17 protein-coding genes, 1 tRNA gene and 1 pseudogene are annotated in these 22886 nt (G+C 72.9%); 7 read left to right on the top strand and 12 right to left on the bottom strand.

All coding sequences use genetic code 11. From position 1 onward, the window contains the following. Positions 1–93: 93 nt before the first annotated feature. Positions 94–933, bottom strand: a complete 840-nt coding sequence (gene fdhD / locus I5Q34_RS28890) for a formate dehydrogenase accessory sulfurtransferase FdhD (protein ID WP_199895393.1) — start codon at positions 931–933, stop codon at positions 94–96. A 214-nt stretch (positions 934–1147) separates the two neighbouring features. Here fdhD and I5Q34_RS28885 point away from each other — a divergent pair, with 214 nt between their 5' ends. Continuing rightward, positions 1148–2701: an aldehyde dehydrogenase family protein gene (locus tag I5Q34_RS28885; protein WP_199895392.1), complete on the top strand. Its 1554-nt coding sequence runs from the start codon at positions 1148–1150 to the stop codon at positions 2699–2701. A gap of 93 nt (positions 2702–2794) precedes the next feature. Here the strand turns inward: I5Q34_RS28885 and I5Q34_RS28880 are convergent, their stop codons facing one another. Beyond that, complete coding sequence (locus tag I5Q34_RS28880; protein ID WP_199895391.1) at positions 2795–4159, bottom strand: DUF2254 domain-containing protein; 1365 nt, start codon at positions 4157–4159, stop codon at positions 2795–2797. A 106-nt stretch (positions 4160–4265) separates the two neighbouring features. On the opposite strand from I5Q34_RS28880, the gene I5Q34_RS28875 reads away from it, so the two are divergent. After that, positions 4266–4353 (top strand) — tRNA-Leu (locus I5Q34_RS28875). A 512-nt stretch (positions 4354–4865) separates the two neighbouring features. Here I5Q34_RS28875 and I5Q34_RS28870 read toward each other — a convergent pair. The 4 genes from I5Q34_RS28870 to I5Q34_RS28855 form a co-directional block, all read right to left on the bottom strand. Beyond that, the gene (locus I5Q34_RS28870) at positions 4866–6074 is read right to left on the bottom strand and encodes a cytochrome P450 (protein WP_199895390.1); all 1209 of its coding nucleotides are present in this window, start codon (positions 6072–6074) and stop codon (positions 4866–4868) included. Beyond that, positions 6071–7690: an FAD-dependent monooxygenase gene (locus I5Q34_RS28865; protein ID WP_199895389.1), complete on the bottom strand. Its 1620-nt coding sequence runs from the start codon at positions 7688–7690 to the stop codon at positions 6071–6073. The genes I5Q34_RS28870 and I5Q34_RS28865 overlap by 4 nt, the downstream gene beginning before the upstream one ends. Before the next feature lie 18 nt (positions 7691–7708). Then, complete coding sequence (locus I5Q34_RS28860) at positions 7709–10987, bottom strand: ferritin-like domain-containing protein (RefSeq protein ID WP_199895388.1); 3279 nt, start codon at positions 10985–10987, stop codon at positions 7709–7711. Positions 10988–11108: 121 nt separating this feature from the next. Continuing rightward, positions 11109–12644: an NAD(P)/FAD-dependent oxidoreductase gene (locus I5Q34_RS28855; protein WP_199895387.1), complete on the bottom strand. Its 1536-nt coding sequence runs from the start codon at positions 12642–12644 to the stop codon at positions 11109–11111. Positions 12645–13035: 391 nt separating this feature from the next. Between I5Q34_RS28855 and I5Q34_RS28850 the strand changes: the two genes are divergently transcribed. Beyond that, positions 13036–13965, top strand: coding sequence for a DMT family transporter (locus I5Q34_RS28850; RefSeq protein ID WP_199895386.1), 930 nt, complete (start codon positions 13036–13038; stop codon positions 13963–13965). Positions 13966–14519: 554 nt separating this feature from the next. Continuing rightward, a complete protein-coding gene (locus I5Q34_RS28845) occupies positions 14520–15974 on the top strand; it encodes an MFS transporter (protein WP_199895385.1) in 1455 nt (484 codons plus the stop codon). 73 nt (positions 15975–16047) lie between these two features. On the opposite strand, the gene I5Q34_RS28840 is transcribed toward I5Q34_RS28845, so the two are convergent. Further along, entirely contained in the window at positions 16048–16698 is a 651-nt protein-coding gene (locus I5Q34_RS28840; RefSeq protein WP_199895384.1) for a DUF4360 domain-containing protein, read from the bottom strand. 33 nt (positions 16699–16731) lie between these two features. After that, positions 16732–17379: a DUF4360 domain-containing protein gene (locus tag I5Q34_RS28835; protein WP_199895383.1), complete on the bottom strand. Its 648-nt coding sequence runs from the start codon at positions 17377–17379 to the stop codon at positions 16732–16734. Positions 17380–17583: 204 nt separating this feature from the next. Here I5Q34_RS28835 and I5Q34_RS28830 point away from each other — a divergent pair, with 204 nt between their 5' ends. Further along, the gene (locus I5Q34_RS28830; protein ID WP_199895382.1) at positions 17584–18627 is read left to right on the top strand and encodes a type III polyketide synthase; all 1044 of its coding nucleotides are present in this window, start codon (positions 17584–17586) and stop codon (positions 18625–18627) included. Between the two features lie 71 nt (positions 18628–18698). Here I5Q34_RS28830 and I5Q34_RS28825 read toward each other — a convergent pair whose 3' ends face one another. The 4 genes and pseudogenes from I5Q34_RS28825 to I5Q34_RS28810 all read right to left on the bottom strand — a co-directional run bounded on the left by I5Q34_RS28825 (position 18699) and on the right by I5Q34_RS28810 (position 20549). Next, complete coding sequence (locus I5Q34_RS28825; protein WP_307811751.1) at positions 18699–19373, bottom strand: VC0807 family protein; 675 nt, start codon at positions 19371–19373, stop codon at positions 18699–18701. Between the two features lie 77 nt (positions 19374–19450). Beyond that, a pseudogene (locus I5Q34_RS28820) lies at positions 19451–19795 on the bottom strand (FAD-dependent oxidoreductase); the annotation flags it as partial. Positions 19796–19872: 77 nt separating this feature from the next. Next, positions 19873–20220: a hypothetical protein gene (locus tag I5Q34_RS28815; protein ID WP_199895380.1), complete on the bottom strand. Its 348-nt coding sequence runs from the start codon at positions 20218–20220 to the stop codon at positions 19873–19875. A 155-nt stretch (positions 20221–20375) separates the two neighbouring features. Further along, positions 20376–20549 (bottom strand): hypothetical protein, encoded by a 174-nt coding sequence (locus I5Q34_RS28810; protein WP_199895379.1) that lies wholly within the window; start codon positions 20547–20549, stop codon positions 20376–20378. A 157-nt stretch (positions 20550–20706) separates the two neighbouring features. Here I5Q34_RS28810 and I5Q34_RS28805 point away from each other — a divergent pair, with 157 nt between their 5' ends. Both I5Q34_RS28805 and I5Q34_RS28800 read left to right on the top strand, forming a co-directional pair. Continuing rightward, positions 20707–21840: an amidase domain-containing protein gene (locus tag I5Q34_RS28805; RefSeq protein ID WP_277965692.1), complete on the top strand. Its 1134-nt coding sequence runs from the start codon at positions 20707–20709 to the stop codon at positions 21838–21840. A gap of 106 nt (positions 21841–21946) precedes the next feature. Next, the coding region (locus tag I5Q34_RS28800) for a hypothetical protein (RefSeq protein WP_199895377.1) at positions 21947–22886 on the top strand (940 nt) is incomplete at its 3' end.

Here is a 22886-nt window from a genome sequence, read left to right as displayed (position 1 = left end):
CCGTCACAGCCGTACGACCCGTCACAGCCGTACGACCCGTCACAGCCGTACGACCAGTCGCAGCTGTACGGCCCGTCGCAGCCGTACGACCCGTCACGGCAGCACGACGCGCTCCTCCCCGGCGTAGACGTTCATCGACGCCCCGCGCAGGAATCCCACCAGCGTCATCCCCGTCTCCGCCGCCAGGTCGACCGCCAGCGACGAGGGAGCCGAGACGGCGGCCAGCACGGGGATGCCGGCCATCACGGCCTTCTGGGCGAGTTCGAAGGAGGCCCTTCCCGAGACCAGCAGCACCGTTCCCGCGAGCGGCAGCAGCCCCTCGCGCAACGCCCGTCCCACCAGCTTGTCGACGGCGTTGTGCCGGCCCACGTCCTCCCGGACGTCCAGGAGTTCGCCGTCCGGAGCGAAGAGGGCGGCGCCGTGCAGGCCGCCGGTGCGGTCGAAGACCGCCTGGGCCGCGCGCAGCCGGTCGGGCAGCTGGGCCAGCAGCCCGGGTTCGAGGCGCAGCGGCGCGGGGCCGTCCGAGAGCGGCCAGCGCGCGGTGGTCCGCACGGCGTCCAGGCTCGCCTTGCCGCACAGGCCGCACGACGAGGTGGTGTAGACGTTGCGTTCGAGGTTGACGTCGGGGACGGGCACTCCGGGCGCGAGCCGGACGTCCACGACGTTGTAGGTGTTCCCGCCGCCGTCCGGGGACGTGGCGCCCGCGCAGTAGACGATGTTGGAGAGCTCGGCCGCGTCCCCGAGGACGCCCTCGCTCACCAGGAATCCGGCGGCGAGCGCGAAGTCGTCGCCCGGGGTGCGCATGGTGATCGCGAGCGGCTTGCCGTTCAGCCGGATCTCCAGCGGCTCCTCGGCGACCAGGGTGTCCGGGCGGGCGTTCACCGCCCCGTTGCGGATGCGGACGACGCGGCGGCGTGCGGTGACCCGTCCCATGGGTGATCAGTCCCGGTCTGTTCGGCGGCGGCGGACCGCTCCATTGTCACGGGCAGGCGCGGATCCGTGGACGGGGGAGCGGTTACCGGGGGTCTCACGTGACGTGGGCCTCATCGGGTGCGGGCGCCCTGCCCCGCGTCGCACCGAGGGCTACCGTTCGACGGGCAACGTGCTTGTTTCCTGCTTCGACTGTGCACCGAGAGCGGAGACTTCCATGGCACCGACCCTCAACTCGTTGGTCCTGCGGCCCGGCGCCGAGTGGGACAGCGCCTGGCGGCGCTGCCTCGCGCTCGCCCCCGAGGCCTTCCGGGACGACCGCGTCCTCAACCTCTGGAACGGCTCCTGGCACGCGGACGGCCGTCCGCTGCACGCCGTCACCCCGGTCGACGGCTCGCCCATCGCCGGCCCGCCCCGGCTGGACGCGCCCGCCGCGCACCGGGCCGTCCGTGCCGCGCTCGACCAGCACCGCGCCTGGCGCGAGGTGCCCCTCGCCGACCGCAGGGCCAGGGTGAGCGCCGCGCTGGACGCCCTCGACGAACACCGCGAGCTCCTCTCCCTGTTGCTCGTCTGGGAGATCGGCAAGCCCTGGCGGCTCGCCCAGGCGGACGTGGACCGGGCGATCGACGGCGTCCGCTGGTACGTGGACGGGATCGACCGCATGCTGGCCGGGCGCACCCCGCTGGCCGGTCCCGTCTCCAACATCGCCAGCTGGAACTACCCGATGAGCGTCCTCGTGCACGCCATGCTCGTCCAGGCCCTGGCGGGCAACGCGGTCATCGCCAAGGCGCCGACCGACGGCGGCCTGGCCTGCCTGACCCTGGCCAGTGCCCTGATGCGCCGCGAGGGTGTCCCCGTCACGCTGGTCAGCGGCAGCGGCGGCGAGCTGTCCGAGGCGCTGGTGCGCGCGCCCGAGATCGGCTGCGTGTCCTTCGTCGGCGGCCGGGACGCCGGCGCCCGGGTGGCCACCGCCGTCGCGGACCTGGGCAAACGGCACGTTCTCGAACAGGAGGGCCTCAACACCTGGGGCATCTGGAACTTCACCGGCTGGGACGCCTTCGCCCCGCAGATCCGCAAGACCTTCGACTACGCCAAGCAGCGCTGCACGGCCTACCCGCGCTTCGTCGTCCAGCGCTCGGCCTTCGCGGACTTCCTCGCCCACTACCTGCCCGCCGTCCGCGCCGTGCGCTTCGGCCATCCGCTGGCCATCGACTGGCCCGCCGACGACCTGCCCGAGCTGGACTTCGGTCCGCTGATCAACGCGGCCAAGGCGAAGGAGCTCACGGACCAGGTCGCCGAGGCGATCGACCGGGGCGCGGTGCCGCTGCACCGGGGCACGCTCGCCGAGGGCCGCTTCCTGCCGGGGCAGGACCGCAGCGCGTACGTCCCGCCGGTCACCCTGCTCAACCCGCCCCCGTCCTCGCCCCTCCACCACTCCGAGCCCTTCGGCCCCGTGGACACCATCGTCCTGGTGGACACCGAGGCCGAGCTCCTCGCCGCGATGAACGCCAGCAACGGCGCCCTGGTCGCCACCCTGTCCTGCGACGACCCGGCGACCTATGAGCGGCTGGCCCCGCAGGTCCGCGCCTTCAAGGTCGGCCACGGAACGCCGCGTTCGCGCGGCGACCGGCAGGAGCTCTTCGGCGGCTTCGGCGCCTCGTGGCGGGGTGCCTTCGTCGGCGGGGAACTGCTGGTGCGGGCGGTGACCGAGGGACCGTCCGCGGACGAGCGGCTGCCGGGCAACTTCCCCGAGTACCACCTGATGCCCTGAGCCTGATGCCCTGAGCCTGATGCCCTGAGCCTGATGCCCTGAGCCTGATGCCCCGAGTCTGATGCCCCGAGCCTGATGCCCCGAGCGGATCGCTCAGCCGATCCCCTGACGGTCGGGGACGAGCGCGAACTCCCGCTCCGCCGCGTCCGGCACCGTGCGCGCCACGGCCTGCGCCAGCAGCGCCCGGTGCCGCTCCAGAGGCTCCCGCCGCGCCTCGGGGGCGAGCGCCCGCAGGTCGTCCAGCCCCGCCATCAGCCGCCGCGTCACCTGCGGGCTGCCGACCGCGCACCGCCGGACCTCGGTCAGCCCGAGGTCCACCAGGTCCGTCCAGCCCGGCAGGTCCTGTACCAGCCGCACCGTCCCCGCGCGGTCGCAGTGGCACAGGGCCCCGAGCGGGCGCCGCGCGACCGCGGCCAGGAACTGCACGATCCGGTCCAGGCACTGCACGGCCGTCGTCGGGTCGTTCACCGCGGGCGACAGCGCGCGCTGGGCGATGTCGGACAGTTGCCGCAGCCCGAAGCCGATGTCCTGGTGGAACGTGCGCTCCACCCCCACGGACACCGTGTACCGCAGCGCCCGGGCCGGGGGCGCCTTCCGCCCGCCGTGCACCGCGAGGACCGGCGTCCCGGGTACGACGTAGTCCCCGATCCGCGGGATCAGCCGCAGCACCACGCCGTGCCGCCGGGCCACCCGCACCAGCCGCGCGATGTGCACGTCCCGCAGGACACCGGCCCGGCCGTGGTGGACGATCTCGGGCCCGGCGGGCGGCAGCGGGGCCGTGTCGCCGCCCCGGGCGTGCTTGTCCAGCACCCGCAGCGACTCCCGGATGATCCGGTCGATGACGTGGCTCACCCGCATCAGCCGCAGCGTGGAGTTCACATAGGCGATGAACAGCCCCAGGCTCACCAGCACCAGCAGCACACACATGACGCTGGAGAAGACCGGCACGGTGGTGATCTTCCGGGGATCCGTCTCCCCCTCGTACGACGCCTGCACCAGCAGTGCGAACAGGAACGTCGCCAGGAAGACGGCGAAGGCGCACTTGGTGATCCGGCTGCGCACGTAGAGCCGGACGACGCGGGGCGAGAACTGGCCGCTGGCCATCTGGAGCGCGACCAGCGAGATCGAGAAGACCACGCCGACGAAGGTGAGCATCGCCGAGCCGACGGTCGAGACGATGGTCCGGGCGTCGTTGGCGATCTTGATGAGCGAGGCGACGGTGTCGTAGTCCCCGTCCTCCTGGAGCAGCCCGACGAACAGCTCGTCCACCGCCAGCGTCCCCACCGCACACACCACGGCCCCCACCAGCCCCAGTGTCGGCGTGAACCAGAAGGTGTCGCGCAGATGCTCCCGCAGCGGGGACAGCGGACGGGGAACACGCCTGGTGGGAGCGGGTGCGGGGCCCTCGGAGGGGGGCTCCGGGGCGGCCGGTGTGAGGGTATGTCCGTCATTGCCCATAAGTGGACCTTATGTCTGGGAGGAAATGCCTGGTGAAAGGCACTCCGAAACCTTGATAGAGTTATCCATGTCGCCGCGGGGAACACCCCGCAGAGACAAACACCTGGTCCGGGTGGCGGAATGGCAGACGCGCTAGCTTGAGGTGCTAGTGCCCTTTATCGGGCGTGGGGGTTCAAGTCCCCCCTCGGACACCAGCTGAGACCCCACTTCACGTGGGGTTTTCTGCTTTTCTGGGCGGTGGCGTGACCAGCCGCGTGACCAACGGCCCGGCGATCATGCCCTTGGGTCAGGGGGCAGACAGGCCGATCCGGCCCGCTCCGGAGGCGGCCGGCTTCCGCGCTCCGTCCTTCCGTGAGTGCCCGTACCTTCCGGTTCGCCCATGGAGCAGGAGTGCCACGTCGGTCCACGGCTCGGGAAGATGCCTGAAGTGGCGGGTCCGGTCGTGGAGATGGACCGCGTCGTCGTGGTGACGTATCGCGGCGCTCCTATGGGCTGCGGCTGATGCAAGTCCGGTGATCTCACCTGGTGGCCATGCGGCATGATGGGACATCCAGGGTGATTTTGTGGGGCTGTCAAGAGACCGTCGCGCAAGTGCGGGAGCAGTTTCCGGGCGAGGGATGGCCGGCGATGGCGGAGCTCTCGCCGCGCGGCTGAGGGACGGTTCGAGCGGGCCCGGTGGATGCGTCCACCGGGCCCGCTTCGTGTTTCAGCCCGTGCGGACCAGCATGCGCGCCGGGCCGTGGAAGACCAGGTCGTCGGCGTAGCGGACCGGGCCGTCGGGGTCCTGGGCCAAGCGCAGGCCGGGGAGGCCGAGGAGGGCGGCGAGGCCGGTCTCGGCCTCGGCGCGGGCCAGGGGGGCGCCGACGCAGTAGTGCAGGCCGAGGCCGAAGCCGCAGTGGCGGCGGGCGTCGCGGCGGACGTCGAGCCGGTCGGGGTGCGGGAAGCGGCGGGGGTCGCGGTTGGCGGAGCCCAGGACGAGGGTGACCTTGGCGCCGCGGGGGATGTGCCGGCCGCCGATCTCGCCGTCCTCGTGGGCCACCCTGCTGATCATCTGGACGGGGGAGTCGTAGCGCACCAGCTCTTCCACCGCTTCCGGGATCAGTTCGGGGCGGGTACGCAGGAGGCCGAGCTGGTAGGGGTGGGCCAGCAGGGCGAGGAGGGCCTTGGAGAGGAGGTTGGTGGTCGTCTCGTGGCCGGCGGTGAGGAGGTGGATGCAGGTGCCGACCAGTACGTCGTCGTCCAACGTCCCTTCTGTGGACGACGCGTGGAGCATCAGGCCGATCAGGTCCGGGTCGCCCGGGGCGGGGCCCACCGTCGCCCTGCGGCGGGCGAGTTCGGTGCGGAAGTACGCGTCGAGTTCGCCGGCGGCCGCGTCCGCCACCGCGTAGGCGTCGGGGCGCCGGGCGGCCCGGGCGCTGGTGGCCTGCTGGAGGTCGACGGCGCGGGCGCGGAACCAGGGCCGGTCGTCGGCGCGGACGCCCAGCAGCTCGCTGATGACCAGGATGGGGAAGGGCGCCGCGAAGCGGTCCACCAGGTCGGCCCGGGCCTCCTCGGCCAGCGCGGCCGTCAGCCGGGCCGCGATCTCCCGGATGCGAGGGCGCAGGCCCTCCACCACGCGCGGGGTGAAGCTCCGGGCGACCAGGGCGCGGACCCGGGTGTGGCGCGGGGGGTCCATGAAGACCATCCAGTTGGCGGCCGTCCGCCGCAGGTGCGGACAGCTCGCCGGCAGCGGCGCGGGGAGCGCGCCGCGGCCGTAGCGGCGGTCGGACAGGACGCGGGCCACGTCCTCGTGGCGGAAGACGTACCAGCCGGTGTCCGTCTCGTGCACGGGATCGTCGTCGCGGTAGCGCCGGTAGAGGGGGTAGGGGTCGGGCAGGTGGACGTCGGAGGTGCGGAAGGGGCCGAGGGCGGTCATGGGTTCCTCCACGGGTCGGTGGCTCGGGTGCAACGCGCTCCCCGCACCGTGTCCGCGAGCAGCAGCGGGTCCAGCGGCGGCCGCGCACTGCGCCAGGCGACGTGCCCGTCGGGGCGGACGACGACGTACGGACGGCCGTAGAGCCGGGCCGCCGCCCGGTCGGGGCAGCGGGTGACGCGCAGCGGGACGCCCCGGTGGGCGAAGGCGCCCTCGACGGGGGACAGGGGCGCCGGGTCGGCGAAGCACAGCAGCCGGAAGGCGGGGCCGAAGAGGTCGAGGGTGGAGGATCCGTCGCCGAGTCGGGCGTGCGGGGCACGGGCCCCGGGCAGGGCCCGGGTGCGCCAGTCGCCGTCGTCGCCCTCGGGGTCGCTGACGATCAGCGGGGAGGCGTAGCGGAAGCCGAAGTGCGTGTCGGGGGCGTCGAACTCGGCGCGCACACCCCCGCGTTCGAGCCGCTCGGCCAGGGCCGCGCGGGCCCGGGCGCCCGCCGCGTCGTCCCGCAGGATCTCCTCGGACAGCTCGCGGTCCAGGGTGCGCCGCAGATGGGTGTGGGCCGCCTCGAGACTGTGCTCGGCGACCGGTCGGCGCTCGGCGGTGTAGCTGTCCAGCAGGGCGGGGCCCGCCCAGCCCGCGAACTCCGCGGCGAGCTTCCAGCCGAGGTCGGCGGCGTCGCAGATGCCGGTGTTCATGCCGAAGCCGCCGGACGGCGAGAGGGTGTGCGCCGCGTCCCCGGCCAGCAGCACCCGGCCGGCGCGGTAGCGGTCGGCGACCCGGTGGGTCAGGTGCCAGACGTGTTCGGAGACCAGCTCCAGCGGGGTGTCGAGGGCGACGGCCGTCCGCAGCAGCGTCATCGCGTCCCGGTGGCGCTCCGCCTCCGCGGTGACGGTCAGCCGGTAGAGCTCGCGGCCGTCCATCGACCGCAGGGGGTAGCGCAGCGCCGGCGGGCGGGTCAGGAAGTGCACCAGGGCCCGGCGCGGCCCGAGCAGCTCCCCCAACTTCGGCGCCCGGAAGAGGATGTTGCGGAAGGTGCGGGTGCGGTGGCGGGGCGGGGCGGCGACGCCGAGCGCCTTGCGGACCGGGGAGAACGCGCCGTCGCAGCCGACGAGCAGGCGGGCGCGCAGGCGCAGGGGAGCGCCGTCGGCGAGGCGGGTGGCCGAGGCGGTGACGCCGTCGTCGTCCTGGGCGAAGCCGTCCAGGCGGCAGCCCAGGTGCAACGGGCCGTCGGGGTGCGCCCCCAGCTCGCGGACGAGCAGGGGGATCAGCCAGTGCTGCGGGCAGACCTGTTCGGGCTCGGGCGTCCACGGCGGCGCCGGGCGGGAGTCGGCCGTGCCCAGGCGCAGCCGGTGGATCTCGTGGCCCCCGAGGGCCGTCACCCAGGCGACGTCCAGCGGATGGTCGCCGGGCCAGCCCGCGGAGCGGACGGCACCGGCGACACCCCAGCGCCGGAACAGCTCCATCGAACGGGGGCCCACGGTACCGACCTTGGGGTGGCCGACCCGCCCGTCGCCCGCGTCCAGCAGCAGGAACGGTACGCCCCGGTATCTCAGGTCGAGGGCCAGCGCCAGGCCCACCGGCCCGGCGCCGACGATCAGTACGTCCGTCTCCAGTCGGTTCATCCGTGTCCTCCCTCGTGATCAGCGCTCCTCGTGACCGAAAGCCTCCGCGTAGAACGCCGCGATGCCGGCGACCTGTTCGGGCACCGGCGCGCAGGCGCGTGCCGCGGCGGCCAGGTGCGCGCAGCGCAGCGCGAGCGCGCGGCGCGCCACGTCGGGTCGCGGTACCGGCGCGGGCACGGCGTCCAGCTCGAAGGTGGGGCCGGCGGTGCGGCCGCGACGGCCCGAGTCCATGGTGACCAGCAGCTCCCCGAGCGGGCGCATCATGCCCGTCATGACGTCGATGGAGGCGTTCATCAGCTTCGAGCGGCGCAGGCTGGTGTCGGGCCCGGTGCCGAAGTGCTGGACCATCAGGTGCAGCATCAGCGCGTAGGAACGGTTGAAGAGCCGGGCCACTTCGCGCGCCGCCGGGTCGGTGACCGGGTCCTTGGCCGCATCGCCGGAGCCCAGGGTCGGGTTGCGCAGCACCGGATACGCCGGGTCCCAGGGCAGCAGCCGCCCGTGCGGGCCGGGGACGCGCTCGGTGGTGAGCAGTTCGCCGATGCGCAGGAACGTCTCGAAGTGGGAGGTGTCGGAGGGCGCCGCGTCGCCCAGCACCCCGCCCTCGCCCTGCTCGGTGATGAAGTCGACGGCGAACAGGGCGCTGGAGAGGTCGTCCACCTCCAACTGGTAGTCGGGGTGCGCGGTGTTGACGGACTCCCGCATGAAGACGTGGTGTTCGCCGCCGCCGCGCCCCTTGTCCACCAGGAAGAGCCCGGGGACGGTCCGCAGCCCCTCGCGGACCGCCGCGTACAGCTCGCTGACCGATCCCCACGCCGCGGTGCCGGGCACGCCGGCGCGCGGCGGCTCTCCCTCCCGGCGGAGCTCCGGGGTGAGCCCGGCGGGCTGTTCGACCGCGATGTACCGCTGGACGCTCGCGATGCCCAGCCCCTCCAGGGCGAAGTCGAGGGGGACGGGCAACTGCCCGTTGAGCGTGCCGAAGTCGAGGTCCGGGACGTGGAAGGGCTCGCCCGTGGCCATGAGGATGTTGTTGACCAGCAGGAAGTGGATCATCTCCTCGCGGGCGACGTTCAGCAGGGCGCCGCGGATGCCGTCGTCGAGGGTCGTGCCGCCCCGGCCGCAGGCGAGCTCCAGCTGCCGGGGTGTCCAGCGCCCGGCGCGCACCCAGGCCAGGCCCGCGCCGTGGGTGGGCACGGAGAAGGCCGCGTACAAGTACTGGAGCATCACGGCCAGTTCCAGGGTCGCCGCCTGCCGCAGGACGGTGTGCAGGCGGCCCCGGGTGGTGATCGGGGGCGGCGCGGCGGGGGCCGCGGGCGCCGGCAGCGGCGGGCGCGCCAGGGCCTGCCGGTTGCGCAGGTAGGCCAGCAGGAGGCGGGCCTTGGGGTCGGTGAGGTCGCGGGTGGGCGGCATGTAGTACGTGCGGTCCTTGTTGCGGGGGTCACACATCTGCCAGACGAGCTCGGCGTAGGTCTCGACCTTGCAGCGGTCGGCGAGGCTGAAGACCTCGGAGCGCATGAAGGTGGAGGTCTGCTCGTAGTAGGCGAAGACCTCCCGGTGGAGCAGGTCGAAGCCGACCTTCTCGCGCGGGATCCGGTCCAGGTGCCAGTCGTCGGGCAGGACGCGGACGGCCAGCGCCCCGGCGCCCGCCCAGTAGCCCAGCGCGTCCGCGTCGTCGTAGGCGGCCCAGGCCGAGCCGGGGGCGCGGGGGTCGGCGCACGGGACGTCCGCCGGGCCCGCGGAGAGCAGGACCCGGCAGGTGCCCGCGCGTTCGCCGCGCAGCACGAGCACCCCGCGCCCCCGCTCGTCGGTGGCGAGCGCGCACTCCGGCGCGTACGCCTCGCCGTCCGGCGCGCGCACCCCGAGGACGACGGCGTCGCCGCAGCGGGCGCCGGGCGCGCCCGCCACCGGATCGGCGGGCAGCGCACGGGGGTTGTGGTACTGGCGGACGCGCACCCCGACGGATGCCGGGCGCCCGCGCACGAAGGAGCGCAGCGGGACGCGCACGGCGTGGTCCTCACCCCGCGCGCGGTCGCGGTGGTGGAGCACCACCAGCGCGTCGTCGGACTGGACGACGGCCTCGCGCTCGGTGAGCAGCGTCCGCGTCCGGCCGTCCGCACCGGTCCCGGTCAGGCACAGGGCCGCGTCACCGGCCGCCCGCCAGCCGGGCGCGGGGACGGTGACGATGCCGCAGGTCGCGTCCGAGGGGTACGCGCCGGCCGGGACGCGGGCGACGAGCGTCCCGGCGGTGGTGCGCAGCTCCAGCGGGCCCGCGTCCAGCGGCGGGCCGAGGCGGTGCAGCGGCCCCGGACCGGCGTCGGCGGCGCGGCCGGTGACCGGCACCGCGGTGATCATGTCGAGGGCCGCACGGCCCTCCCGGACGTCCGCGGTGAGGTGGCGCAGTGGGGAGCCGGGCACCGGGACGAGCAGCCGGCCGGCCGGGTAGGTGCGCAGCTCGTCCGCGTGCCAGGGGGCGACGGTGCCGCGCACCCGCCACCGGCCGGGGGTGTCGGGGGCGATGGGGGAGGCCATGTTGTCCAGCGCGAGCCGGACGACGATCCCGTCCGCCCTGTCCTCCGCCCCGTCCTCCGCCCTGTTTTCCACCGCGGCGCGCAGGGCGCGGGCCGCGGGGGAGTCGATGCCGTCGAGCCACTCGGCCTCGTCCCGGGTGACCACGAACTGGTGGACGGCGCTGTGGCGCAGCCAGTCGGCGAGGGCGTGCCCGCCGACGTCCGCGATGCGCGCGAAGGACGTCCAGCGCGGCGGCTGGAAGCCGGTGACGCCGCCGGTGAACAGGTAGCCGTCGTCGTGCGAGCGGCCGAGCCGGCCGAAGCAGAAGCGGCCGCACATCAGCGCCATGGTCCACCGCGAGGCGGGATCGAGGTCGAAGACCCGGGCGCGGTTGACGGTGGTGCGCAGGTAGGGGTTGTAGTGGCCCCAGACGTCGACGCTGCGGCCGACGAGCGGGTCGGCGGTGTCCGTCCGCCCGTCCGGTCCCTCGACGGCGGTGACGCGGGCGTCGAGCAGGAAGTGCCCGTTGCCGTCGAAGTTCCAGCCCATGGGCGCGCTGAACGCCCCGTCGGCGCACGGCCGTCCGGCACCGTCGAAGCGCGGGCCGCGCCGGTGCAGCCACGCGTGGTACTCGGCGGCCGGCCGGTCGGCGGGGAAGGGCGCGGGGGCGGGGCCGTCGTCGGTGAGGGCGGTGTTGGTCGCCAGGTCGTTGAGCCCGCTGCGCGGCCCGGTGGGCAGGCGGGTGGTCGCCACACCGGCGAAGTGCAGCCGGGGCAGGTCGAAGACGCTCACCGTGCCTCCTCGTTCTCCCCCGGCGTCCGAACGGTCCGGGCGGTGACCCCGTCTCCGTCCGCGCGGCGCGGAGGTGCTGGTACGGACCTCGGGTGCGGGCCGGTGGCCGCGCGCGCGTCGCTCACCGCAGCACCTCCTCCGTGCGGCCGCGCCCGCGACCGCCGGATATCCGCACCGGGCGGGGGCCCGGGACGTAGTGGACGAGTCGGTTGACGGCGTCGAGCGCGGAGGCGATGGCGCCCTCGATCCAGGCGGGCGCGTCCGAGCAGTGCTCGCCCGCGAAGAACAGCCGGCCCACCGGACGGGCCGCTCGGCGCCGCTCCTCCTCGCACGCGGCGGCCGACTTGCCCCAGCGGGTGGCACAGCCGACGGACCCGCGGGAGTGGCCCCAGGCCGCGCTCGTGGCGCCCAGCACCATGCCGGGGGCGCGCAACTGCGGGTGGGCGGCGGCCAGTTCCTCGATGACGACGCGGTGCCGGCGGCGGGCCGGCAGCCGGCCGAGCAGCTCGGCCTCGTCGCCGATGGTGTAGCTCGCGAGCAGCGCGGCCCCGCGCCCGGGGGCCCCGTCCACGGGCGGGTAGTACGTCTGGCGGATCAGCCCTCCGATGAACGACGCGCCGCCGCGGATGCCCTCGTCGTGCCAGAACGGTTCGCGGCAGTGGAGGGCGACCTTCGTCGCCGGGCAGTAGACCACGTCGTCCAGGACCGCGCGCTTGTCGTCGTCGAGACCGCGCAGGCGCATCTGCCGCAGGGCCGGGAAGGGCACGGTGCACACGACGAAATCGGCCCGCCGGACGGTGGTGCGGGCGGTGCCGCGGACCCTGACGAGCACCTCGTCGTCGCGCACGTCGATGCCGGTGACGCGCCGCCCGCGCAGGATCCGGCCCTTGAGGCGGGCGGCGAGCCGGCCGGGGAGCTGGTCCATGCCGCCGTCCAGGCGCAGCAGGGCGGGGCTGGTCTCGGTGAGGATGTCGTCGAGGAAGCTGTTGAGCCGCCCGCTGCACCCGGAGCGGATGCCGGGGTGGGCGGAGAACAGCGAGTGCAGGTCGATCCGGTCCCGGGCGGCGCCGCGCAGGTGCGGCGCCGGGTCGATCCGGGAGACCAGGTCCAGCAGCGGGTGGCGCAGGTCCGCGCGGAGCGCCTCGCGCAGGTCGGGCGGGGCGATCGCGTCGACGATGGCGGTCAGCCAGGCGCCGAAGACCACGGTGGGGTCCTGCCCGCCGGGCCCGGGACCCTGCCCGGCGAGGCCGGCGCGGAAGGCGGCGCACAGCGGGCCGGAGGCGTCGCGGATGCGCACGAAACCGCCGTCGGTGTGCAGGAAGGCGTTCTCCTCGGAGAGCAGGGTGCTGAAGGTGCGCAGTTTTCCGGTGAGCCCCATGCGGTCGATGTATTCCAGGGTGAGGCGATGCCGGTCGGGAATGCGCATGGCGCCGAGTTCGACCGAGGGAGCGCCCGGGCCGGTGCCGAAACGGTGGGTGTGGACGCGGCCGCCGATGCGGGAGTTGCTCTCGAGTATGTCGACGCGGAATTGGCGCCGCTCCAGCTCGTAGGCCGTGGTGAGGCCCGCTATGCCGGCGCCGATGACCAGGACGTACGGCCGTTTCCGTTCGACTCGGTCGAATTTGTGCGCATGCCAAACTTCCGGTGTGCCGGACATTGAGTTTCCCCCCGTAAATGTTCGGCTATTTCCCGTTTGCGACTCCAAGGAATGGCACGCGGTTCCCCGTGGCACAACGCTTTTTCCGGACAAGAGTGGACTTTGCGCCGACCGGCAGGTCAACGGGAAACGTCGTAGGGGAATTACGCCGGGCGCGTGCGCGGAAAGGGCGTCCGGGGATCGTCGGGGACAATCCGGACCGCGCGGTGCCCCTACAGCGGAAGGACCGCCCGGAGCCCGCCGCCCGCGCATCCCTCTGCCGTACTCCATCGGCAGTAGGACCGGGTCCGTTCCCGGGGACGACGACGCGGCGGGCGGGACGGGGCATCGTTGGAGATATGGACGACGACCGTGGCCACCGTGACCACCGTACGGACCGCAGAGGAACCCCGTGAGCTCACTGGCGTTGTCGGTGCTGCTGTGCCTGGTGTCGGCCGTCTGCTACGCGGCCGCGGCCATCGTGCAGGAGAGGGTCGCCGCCACGGACGACGACGGCGGCTGGTACGGGCCCCTGCGCAGCACCCCCTGGTGGGGTGCCGTGGCGCTCACCGGGCTGGGCGCGGGGCTGCACGTGCTGGCGCTGGCCTGGGGGCCGCTGAGCCTGGTGCAGCCGATGGGCGCGCTCACGATCGTCTTCGCCCTGCCGATGGCCGCGCTCGTCGCCCACCGGCCGGTGGGCGCGGCCGGCCGCCGCGGGGCCCTGCTGGCCACCGGCGGGCTCGCCGGGCTGCTCGCCCTGACCGGGCCGCCCCGCACCGAGTCCCTCGCCGTCGGCGAACGGCCCGTGCTCGCGGGCGCGGTGCTCGCCGGGGCCGCGCTGCTGATGCTCGCCGGGCGCCGGGCGCGGCGGCCCGTGGTGCGGGGTGTCGCCCTGGCGACGGCGGCCGGCGTCGCCTTCGGCATGGCGTCGGTCTTCACCAAGGCCGCTGCGGAGGACCTGGCCCACGGCCGTACGGGCGCGCTCGTGCCCACGCTGGGCGTCATCGCGGTGCTCGCCTCCGCGGGCATGCTGCTCTCCCAGTCCTCCTACCGGGGCGCGGGGCTGGCCGCGCCGCTGGCGACGGTCACCGTCGTCAACCCTGTGGTGGCGGCGGTTGCCGGTGTCGCTGTGCTGGGAGAGGACTTCCGGTACGGGGTGGTGGGCGGGGCGCTGGCGGGGCTGGCGGGGGTTGTCGCGGGGGTGGGTGTGGTGCTGCTGACGTTCCGGGGGGTGAGTGTGCCGGAGGGGCGGGGGCCTGTGCCTCGGGTTCCGGCGGCCCGGGGTGCGTCGCGGGGGCGGCGTCTGGTGTCGGCGGGGCGGGGGGAGGGTGGCCGGGGGTGAGGGGGGTGCCCCCGGCCCGCCCTTTCACCGTTTCTTCCGGGGCGAGCCCCGGGGCCCGTAACGCGGCTTCCCGGACCCCGTATCGCGGCTCCGCCGCTCGTCCTCAAACGCCGGACGGGCTGAAGTGCGCGCTCCCGGGCCGGATATCCGGTGCGGGCGCGAATCCAGCCCGTCCGGCGCTTGAGGACAACCGCGCGAAGCGCGGTTTCGGGGTCCAGGGGCGGAGCCCCGGTGGGGGTGCAGGGGGCGAAGCCCCCGCTCCACCGCGCGGAGCGCGCGGTGCCGGGCCGCGCGGAGCGCGCGAGAAACGGTGAAAGGGCGGGGTGGGGAACAAAATCCACACACCCACCCCCATACGCCCGGATCCGCCGACTCCGCCCCACACCGCCGGAGACGGTACCTTTGGCCCCGGACTGGAAGTACGGCCGGTTCGTGACCAGGTCGTTCCGCCCGTCGGAACAGTCCCGGCGCGCCCTCGCCCCGGAGCTCCACTCCGCCGCTGTTCGGCCGAACAGAGGGCCCCGTTGAACGAAGACAGACAAAGACGTCAAGGCATGAACGTTTCTCACACCGACGCCGCCGCGGGCGCCGCCGCCCCGGGCGGCCGCGGCGGCCGCGCCACCCGGGTGGGCGTGCTGGTCACCGCGCTCCTCACCGCCTGCATCGCCTTCCAGCTCAACGCCAGCATGCTCAGCCCGGCGCTCAAGAGCATCGAGGACAGCCTCGGCGCCACCTCCGCCGAGATCGGGCTCACCCAGACCGGCTTCTTCACCTCGGCCGCGCTGTTCTCCCTCTTCCTGCCCCGCCTCGGTGACCTCGTCGGCCGCCGCAAGGTGCTGGTCGGGATGCTCGCCCTGATGGCCGTCGGCTGTGTGGTGGCCGCGCTGGCGACGAGCGTGCCGATGCTGTTCGTCGGCCGGGTGATCCAGGGCGCGTCCGGCCCGACCGTCCCGCTGTGCCTGATCATGCTGCGGCAGGAGGTCACCGAGCCCAAGCGGTACGGCACCCTGCTCGGCGTGATCACCGCGGTCAACGGCGGCATCGCCGGCGTGGACTCCCTCGCGGGCGGTTACCTCGCGGACAACCACGGCTTCCAGTCGGTCTTCTGGGCGATGGGCGTCGTGGCGCTGATCGCGACCGTGATGGTCGCCGTCATGACCCCGGAGACCAAGGTCCCGGAGGCCCACCGGATGGACTGGCCCGGCGTCGCCCTGCTGGTCGTCTCCGTCGGCGCGATGCTCGTCGCGCTCAACGAGGCCGGGAAGCTGGGCGCGGCCGACTGGCCGATGGCCGGGATCCTCGTCGCCGTCGCCGTGGTCGCGTTCGCCCTGTTCTGGCGGACCGAGGACCGCTCCCGGCACCCGCTGGTGTCCACCCATCACCTCAAGCAGCGCGGCACCTGGGCGACCCTGCTGACCACCGTGCTCACCATGACCGGCGTCTTCGCCGTGATGAACGGCCTGATCCCGGCCTTCGCGCAGGACGGCGAGGCCGGCCTGGGCATGACCGCGGAGCAGTCCGCGTGGTGGACGCTGACGCCGTACGCGCTGGCGGGTCTGGCGATGGGCCCGGTCGCGGGCCGGCTGGCCGCCACCTACGGCTACCGCAGGGTGCTGCGGATCGGCCTGATCGGCTCCGTGGCGTCCGTCGTGCTGATGATCGTGACCATCCCGGCCCACTCGCGCGTCATGCTGCTGGTGACCTCGATCCTGGTGGGCATCACCTACGCGGGCGTGGCGAACATCGTGCTCAACGGCCTGGGCATCGTCCTGTCCCCGAAGGACAACCCCGGCTTCCTGCCCGGCCTGAACGCCGGCGCGTTCAACCTGGGCGCGGGCCTGAGCTTCGCCGCGCTCTACGCGGTCCGGACGGCGACGACCCCCGCCGACGCCACGTCGGCCGAGGGATACGTCGCCGGCATGATCGCCGGTGTGGCGATCCTGGCGGCCGCCTTCGGGACCTCGTTCCTCGTCCCGAAGCCCGTCGAGGCCGAGGCGCACGACGACTGATCCCCGCATGTGATCCCCGCGCGGGGGAACGGGAAGAGCCGGGGGCGTACCGCACGGTCCGCCCCCGGCTCTTTCACACGGCGGGGCACTCCTTCCAGGCGAAGCGGTAGAGCGTGCTGATGTTCCCGTCGGTCGAGTCCATCGCCAGGAAGCTGGTGGTCTTGGTGGTGTCGGAGGTGCCGGCGTCCACCCGCAGCTCGGTGTTGATGTTGAGGAACCGCATGGCGCCGCAGGGCGCGTACACCAGGGCGTCGATGTCCGTGGAGTCGGACGCCTGCCAGTTGTCGTTGAGCGGACCCGTGAACGAGTGGTTCACGAACGCGGTCTGCTGCATGCCCTGGAAGTAGTAGTTGGCCCGCTCCAGCCCCGAGGCCCCCTTCTCCAGGTGGGCGAAGCCGCGGTAGTCCGCCCTGGCGACCGCGTAGGTGAACCCCTGCGGCACGTGGACGTTCAGGCTGAGCTGGCAGTTCTTGCGCATGTCCGTCGGCTTGGAGCCGACCCCCACCTGGGCGACGTAGTCGCTGTAGGAGACCGTGAAGGCGGTGTTGTCCGGTGAGACGGCCACGTTGGCCGTGCCCGCGGGGCAGCCCGAGCCGTTCACCGTCACCACATCGATCACGATCTTGTCAGGCGGGGGCGTGCCGTACGGATCCGCGGCCGCGCCGGGCGCCGGCACCGCGAGCAGCGCCGCGGCCGCGGCACCGGTCATCGCCGATCTGAACATGGGGCTCCCTCCCCTGCGCTGCGCGGGCGCCGGTCAGGGACACTGCTTCCAGGCGAAGTGGTAGAGCGTGTTGACGCTGCCGTCGGCCGAGTCCATGGCCATGAAGCTGGTGGTCGAATCCGGGTCCGAGGAGCCGGCGGCGACCCGCAGCTCGGTGTTGACGTTGAGGATGCGCTGGGAGCCGCACGGGGCGTAGACGAGGGCGGCCACGTCCGTGGTGTCGGTGGCCTGCCAGTCGTCGCTGAACGGACCGGAGAAGCGGTGGCTCTGCGAGGCCGTCTGCGACATGCCCTGGAAGTAGTAGCTCGCCTTCTCCAGGCCCGTGGCCCCCCTCTCCAGGTGGGCGAAACCGCGGTAGTCGGCCTGGGCGATCGCGTACGTGAAGCCCTGGGGCACGTGGACGTTCAGACCGAGCTGGCAGTTCTTGCGGAAGTCGGTCGGCTTTGAGCCGACGCCCACCTGCGCGAGGTAGTTGCTGTACGAGACGGTGAAGGCGGTGTTGTCCGGCGCGACCGCCACCGCCGCCGTACCGGCCGGGCAGCCCGAGCCGTTGACCGTCACCACGTCGATGACGATCTTGTCGGGCGGGGGAGTGCCCTGGGGGCTCGCGCCCGCCCCCGGGGCGAAGGCGGTGGCCAGGAGCGCCACGGCCGCACTGCCGGTCATGATGGGTCTGATCATGGGAAACCCTCCGCTGCACGGAACGACTGCACGGGAACGACGCCGGTCATGCCACCATTGGATGGAGGTCATGTACAGGTCAGCTTTGGCCGACTCCGGTCACCCGTCCATAAGAAACCCGTCACCCTCCACCCGGTGACTTGTTGAATCGCGCATGATTGGCTCGACACGCCGTATCCCCGCTCATCGCCGCGAAGGAGCAGCGTGTCCACCGTCTGTCAGCCCGTGCTGTGCCTGCCCGACCACACCCTCACGCTCGACGACGTCGTCGCCCACATGGCCCGGCGGCACGCCGGGCACCCCAGGATCCGCACGGCCACCCAGCTCATGCGCAACACCTCGGTCCGCACCAGATCCCTCGTCGACCCGTTCGACGAGGTCATACGCGGCAGAAGCTTCGGCGCGCGGATGCGTCGCTACGCCGAGGCCGGGACCGACCTCGGGACCCGCGCCGCCGAACGCGCGCTCGCCGCCGCCGACACCACCGTGGACGAGGTCGACAACCTCCTGCTCGTCTCCTGCACCGGATATCTGCTCCCCGGACTCGACGCCCACCTCGCCGGCCGGCTCGGCTTACGCCGCGACGTCCGGCGCCTCGCCTTCGCCCAGTCCGGCTGCGCCGGAGGTGCCTACGCCCTGGCCCGGGCCCGTGAACTGGCCGTCGTCCACCCGGGATCGGTCACCCTCGTCGTCTCCGTCGAACTGTGCTCGCTGTCCTACCAGCCAGACGACGACCGGATCGCCTCCTTCGTCTCGGCCGCGCTCTTCGGCGACGCGGCGGCCGCCTGCGTGGTGCGCGAGGACCGGCCCGGCCTCCGGCTGGAAAACGCCTATGAGGACCTCGCCCCCGACACCCTGCGGCACATCGCCTACGACGTCGACGAACTCGGCTTCCACTTCGACACCAACCCCCGGATATCCCGTGTGGTCGCCGAGGCCATGCCCGGCCTGCGGCAATGGCTGCGCAGCGAGACGGACGTGCTCGCGCCGCAGCCCGACGTCCTGGTCAGCCACACCGGCGGACCGCGGATCATGTACGAGGTCAGCAAGGGCCTCGACATCCCGCCGGCCATGTTCGAGCTCAGCGAGAACTCCCTCACCGAGCGCGGCAACACCGCGAGCGCCGTCGTCCTCGACGTCCTCGCCCAGACCTTCGCCACCCGCCCCAGGACCGGCGCGCAGACCCTCGTCCTCGCCTTCGGCCCCGGCGTCACCACGGTCGCCGTGACCGGCACCTGGACGAACTGACGCCCGGCGCACGGGAGATGACGAAGGGGGCGGTACCCGGCCGGGTACCGCCCCCTCCTCGTCGCACCGGCCTACGCCGCCGCCACCGCCTCGGCGGCCGCGTCCCGCGCGGCACGCCTTTGCCGGGCCACCCGCATCGTCCAGGCGACCAGCGCCGCCACCACGACGGCCGGCAGCACGTTGTTCACCAGCACCATGGCCCCGGTCGGCAGCGCGTAGGCCAGCACCACCCGGACCACGGCCTCCAGGAGGAAGGCGACGCCCCATACCGTGGTCAGCAGGTACTGGGCGCGGCGGAACCCCGGGTACTGCCACAGGCCGTTCCAGCGGTCCAGGCCCTCCGGCGTCCCGTCGGTGGCGAACCGGCGGCCCAGGTAGAACATCAGCGGCCGCGGCATCGCCAGGCTGCCCAGGTATACCAGCCCCAGCAGACCAGTGATGGCCGAGTCCTTGACGAAGACCATCTCGGCCGAGTCGAAGGCCACCGCGCTCAGCGCGCCCAGCAGCATCAGGGCCAGCATCATCACGCCGAACTCGTCCACCCGGCGCCGCACCGCCAGGGAGATCAGGGTCTCCACGACGGGCCACAGCGAGATCAGCAACAGCGCGGTCACCTTGCTCACCCCGCGGTCGGTGAGCAACCCGTACGTGGCGAACGGCAGGATCACGCCGAACAGGATCGCCGGCCCCCAGTTCACCAGCGCCGACCCGCTGCTCCCGGATCTGCCGCCACGCTCTTGCGCCATTCCCCCGCCAATCGCTTATGTGTTGCTTATGTGCTGTGAACGCGAGCGAGGTTAACAGATCGTCAGCGCAGGTCAGGGCGTGGACGACCGCCGGGCGCGAGCACGAGGACGTCGTACGGCTCGTCGAGGACCGCGTCGTCGATCTTGCGGATGACGCACACCCGGGCCGCGGGGTCCACGCCGATGACGCCGCCCGGGACGACCCGGGTGCGCGCCAGGCTGCGGCGCAGCGGGACGGCCACGGACTGCGGGGTCAGCACGCCCGAGGCCACCTGGGGTAACAGCGGCAGATAGAGCTGGTAGTCGAAGGGGGCCGTGAGCGTGATCCGTGCCTCGCCCGGCCGCAGCAGGCGTTCCAGGCGGCGGGCGCACGCGACTCCGGCGAAGCCGCCGCCGACGATGAGGATCCGAGGAGCTGCCATGCTCTGGAGCATGCTCAGCCGGCGGGAGTTCAGTGCCGCCCCCGCCGGACGGACGGTCCGGCGGGGGCGGACACGCCCTAGGGGGCGTCGGCCGTCACCGGGGGAACGGGCTCCGGCCGGGCGGGTACGGGGAACTGCTGGAGGTGCCGGGCGACGAGGGCGCCGACCCGGCCGGCGTCGGCGGCGGGCGGCGCGGCGGCCTCCTCGTCCCCGTCGTCCTCGCCGCTGCCGGCGAGGGTGTTCCACATGTCCTCGGCCGCCGCGACCACTTGGTCGAGTTCGTCGCGCAGCGTCTCCCACGACCCTTCGCGCAGGGCGGTGTCGACGCGGGAGAACGCGCTGAGGAGCTCGACGTAGTCGTCGGCCAACTGCTCCTCGACCGGATCGGGCTCAACAGCGGGGAACACCTGAGCGATGGTGGACACACCTACCTCCAGCGGGAAAGTGCCATGAGACTGGCGGGACGAAAACCCTCGACGCATGGTCGCGCGTCTGCCGGACCGATCCGGGTGAAAGACCCCATAGGGTACGGACAGATCACCCGCCCGGGGGGTGCGGAGGGTCAGGGCCGCCGCCGGGGTCAGCCGTCCGAGTCGCCTCCGCCGTCGCCCGTCGCGCCGAGGAATCGGTGCTGCGACGGGCGGAGCAGGGGGAGGGTGAGATCGGCGATGACGCCGAGGACGGTGACGGCGAAGACCGCGTAGGCGCGGGCGCGGCGGCGGTAGTCGGGCTGGGGCGTCGACTGAGTGGTCACGTACACCTTCTTTCTGTCTCTGATCGGAAATGACGGCGGTATGAACCTTTGGGTTCCGTTTCCATTACGCAACCCGTCATAGGGCCCGTCGGTCGGGAAGATCATGCGAAGATTCCCCACCCGGTCGTGGAGAGGCCGGGTGACAAGGGGAAGCTTCGTGAAGTCAACGACACTCAGATCCGCCGTGGGCGTGGTGGTGGCCGGCGCCGTGTCCGCCGTCCTGCTGCCCGCCTCCGCCGCGGGCGCGGCGACGCCGCGCGCCGCCACCGTCGACAAGGCCACGGCCGACGCCTTCGGCCGCGTCGCCGCCGCCGTGCTGACCGAGCGCACCGAGGCGCTCGTGGACGGCCGCCCGGCGCGCCGAATAGCCGGCAGGACCGGGCAGAAGGCCGGCCTTTCGGCCCGGACGATCCGCACCGAGGGCGACGGCGTCTCCTCGCTGCGGACCCGCAAGAAGCGGCTCGCCGCGCTGGGCGAGGTGTACACGGCCGGCGACACCAAGGTGTCCGTGGACGGCGTCCGGGTCACCGGCGCCCGCGCCACGGTCCGGGTCACCGAGACCACCACCTTCCGGTACAAGAAGATCCGTGGTGACGAGCCGGCGACGACCGGCTTCAAGGCCCACCACGAGCTGGGCTTCACCGCCGCCAAGGGCGGCCGGTGGGAGCTGACCGGCATCAAGGCCACCGACGACGGCCCCCGGGCGGTCAACGCCCCGGCTCCGGCCCCGGCCAGGACGGCCGGCGTCGCGACGACGACGCCCGACGCGCCCAAGGCGTCCACCTCCTGGCCCGTCCGCGCGGTGCCGAAGAAGCGGACCTCCTACAACTACGCGGCCATGGCGGCGTACTCGGAGAAGTACTGGCGGAACTACAACCCCGCCTACCGCAAGTTCAACGAGGCCGGCGGCGACTGCACCAACTTCCTCAGCCAGGCCCTCAAGGCCGGCGGCTGGAAGCCCGAGACCGGCGGCTCCGCGGACTACCGCAAGTGGTGGTACGAGAACACGCGGCAGTCCGACAGCTGGATCGGCGTCAACGAGTGGTCGTGGTACGCGCTCAACTCCAAGCGCGTCACCCCGCTGTCCAACGTCTTCCAGATGGAGGTCGGCGACGTCCTGCAGATGGACTTCGACGGTGACGGGGCCAAGGACCACTCCATGATGACGACGTACCGCAGCGGTTACGGCATGCCGTACCTCACCTACCACTCGACGAACACCTACCGGAAGTCGATGGCGAGCATCCTGGCGTCCTACCCGGACGCGGTCTACTTCGCCTACCGCACCTGACGTACGGGGCTCGTCCGGTCCCCGGCCCAGGGGGCCGAACGGGCCCTTCCGGTTCGCCTGTGATACTGGGGGCAGAACATCCGTTTTGGTGCCAGGGGGTAAGAAGATGTCGACGAGAACCGTGCACACCGCGTCGGCTCTGGTCACCGCTGCCGCTCTCGCCCTCGGGCTGTCGGCCTGCGATTCCGGCCCGGGGGACAAGACCGACAAGGCCGGCGGCGACCGCAAGGGCGCGCCGTCCGCCTCCCGTCCGCCGACGGACGCCCCGAAGAAGGACAAGAACAAGAAGAAGCCCGAGGAGAAGTGGGACGGCAAGGTCCGGGTGCTGGGGGACGGTTCGACGTCCTACACGGGACCGCAGCCCAAGCAGCCCGAGCCCGCGAAGCTCAAGCCCGGTGAACGGCCGCCGCAGTTCGTCGTCTTCTCCTGGGACGGCGCGCTGGAGGGTGACGACCACCTCTTCTCGCACTTCCGCGAGGCCGCCAGGAAGAACGACGCGCAGATGACGTTCTTCCTCACCGGCACCTACCTGCTGCCCAAGTCCAAGGCGAAGATGTACCGCCCGCCGCAGCACAAACCCGGTGATTCGGCCATCTCCTACGCCACCGACGAGCACATCAAGGACACCCTGCGGCAGGTGCGCGCGGCCTGGCTCGACGGCAACGAGATAGGCACGCACTTCAACGGGCACTTCTGCGGCGCCAAGGGCGGCGGCGACTGGAGCCCGGCGGAGTGGAAGAGCGAGATCGACCAGTCCTACTCCTTCGTCGAGAACTGGAAGACCAACACCGGCTACAAGGACCTGCCCCCGCTGCCCTTCGACTACCGGAAGGAGCTCGTCGGCGGGCGCGCCCCCTGCCTGGAGGGCCAGAAGAACCTGCTGAAGACCGCCAAGGACTACAACTGGCGCTACGACGCCAGCTCTCCCGGCGACTTCCAGATATGGCCGTCCCAGATCGACGGCATCTGGAACTTCCCGCTCCAGCTCCTGCCCTACCCCAAGAGCGAGAAGCAGGTCCTGTCCATGGACTTCAACTTCCTCTACA

This window comes from Streptomyces sp. AV19, assembly GCF_015999245.1.
Lineage (GTDB): Bacteria > Actinomycetota > Actinomycetes > Streptomycetales > Streptomycetaceae > Streptomyces.
The sequence above is the reverse complement of the archived record's forward strand: the minus strand, read 5'-3'. Positions and strand labels throughout refer to the sequence as shown.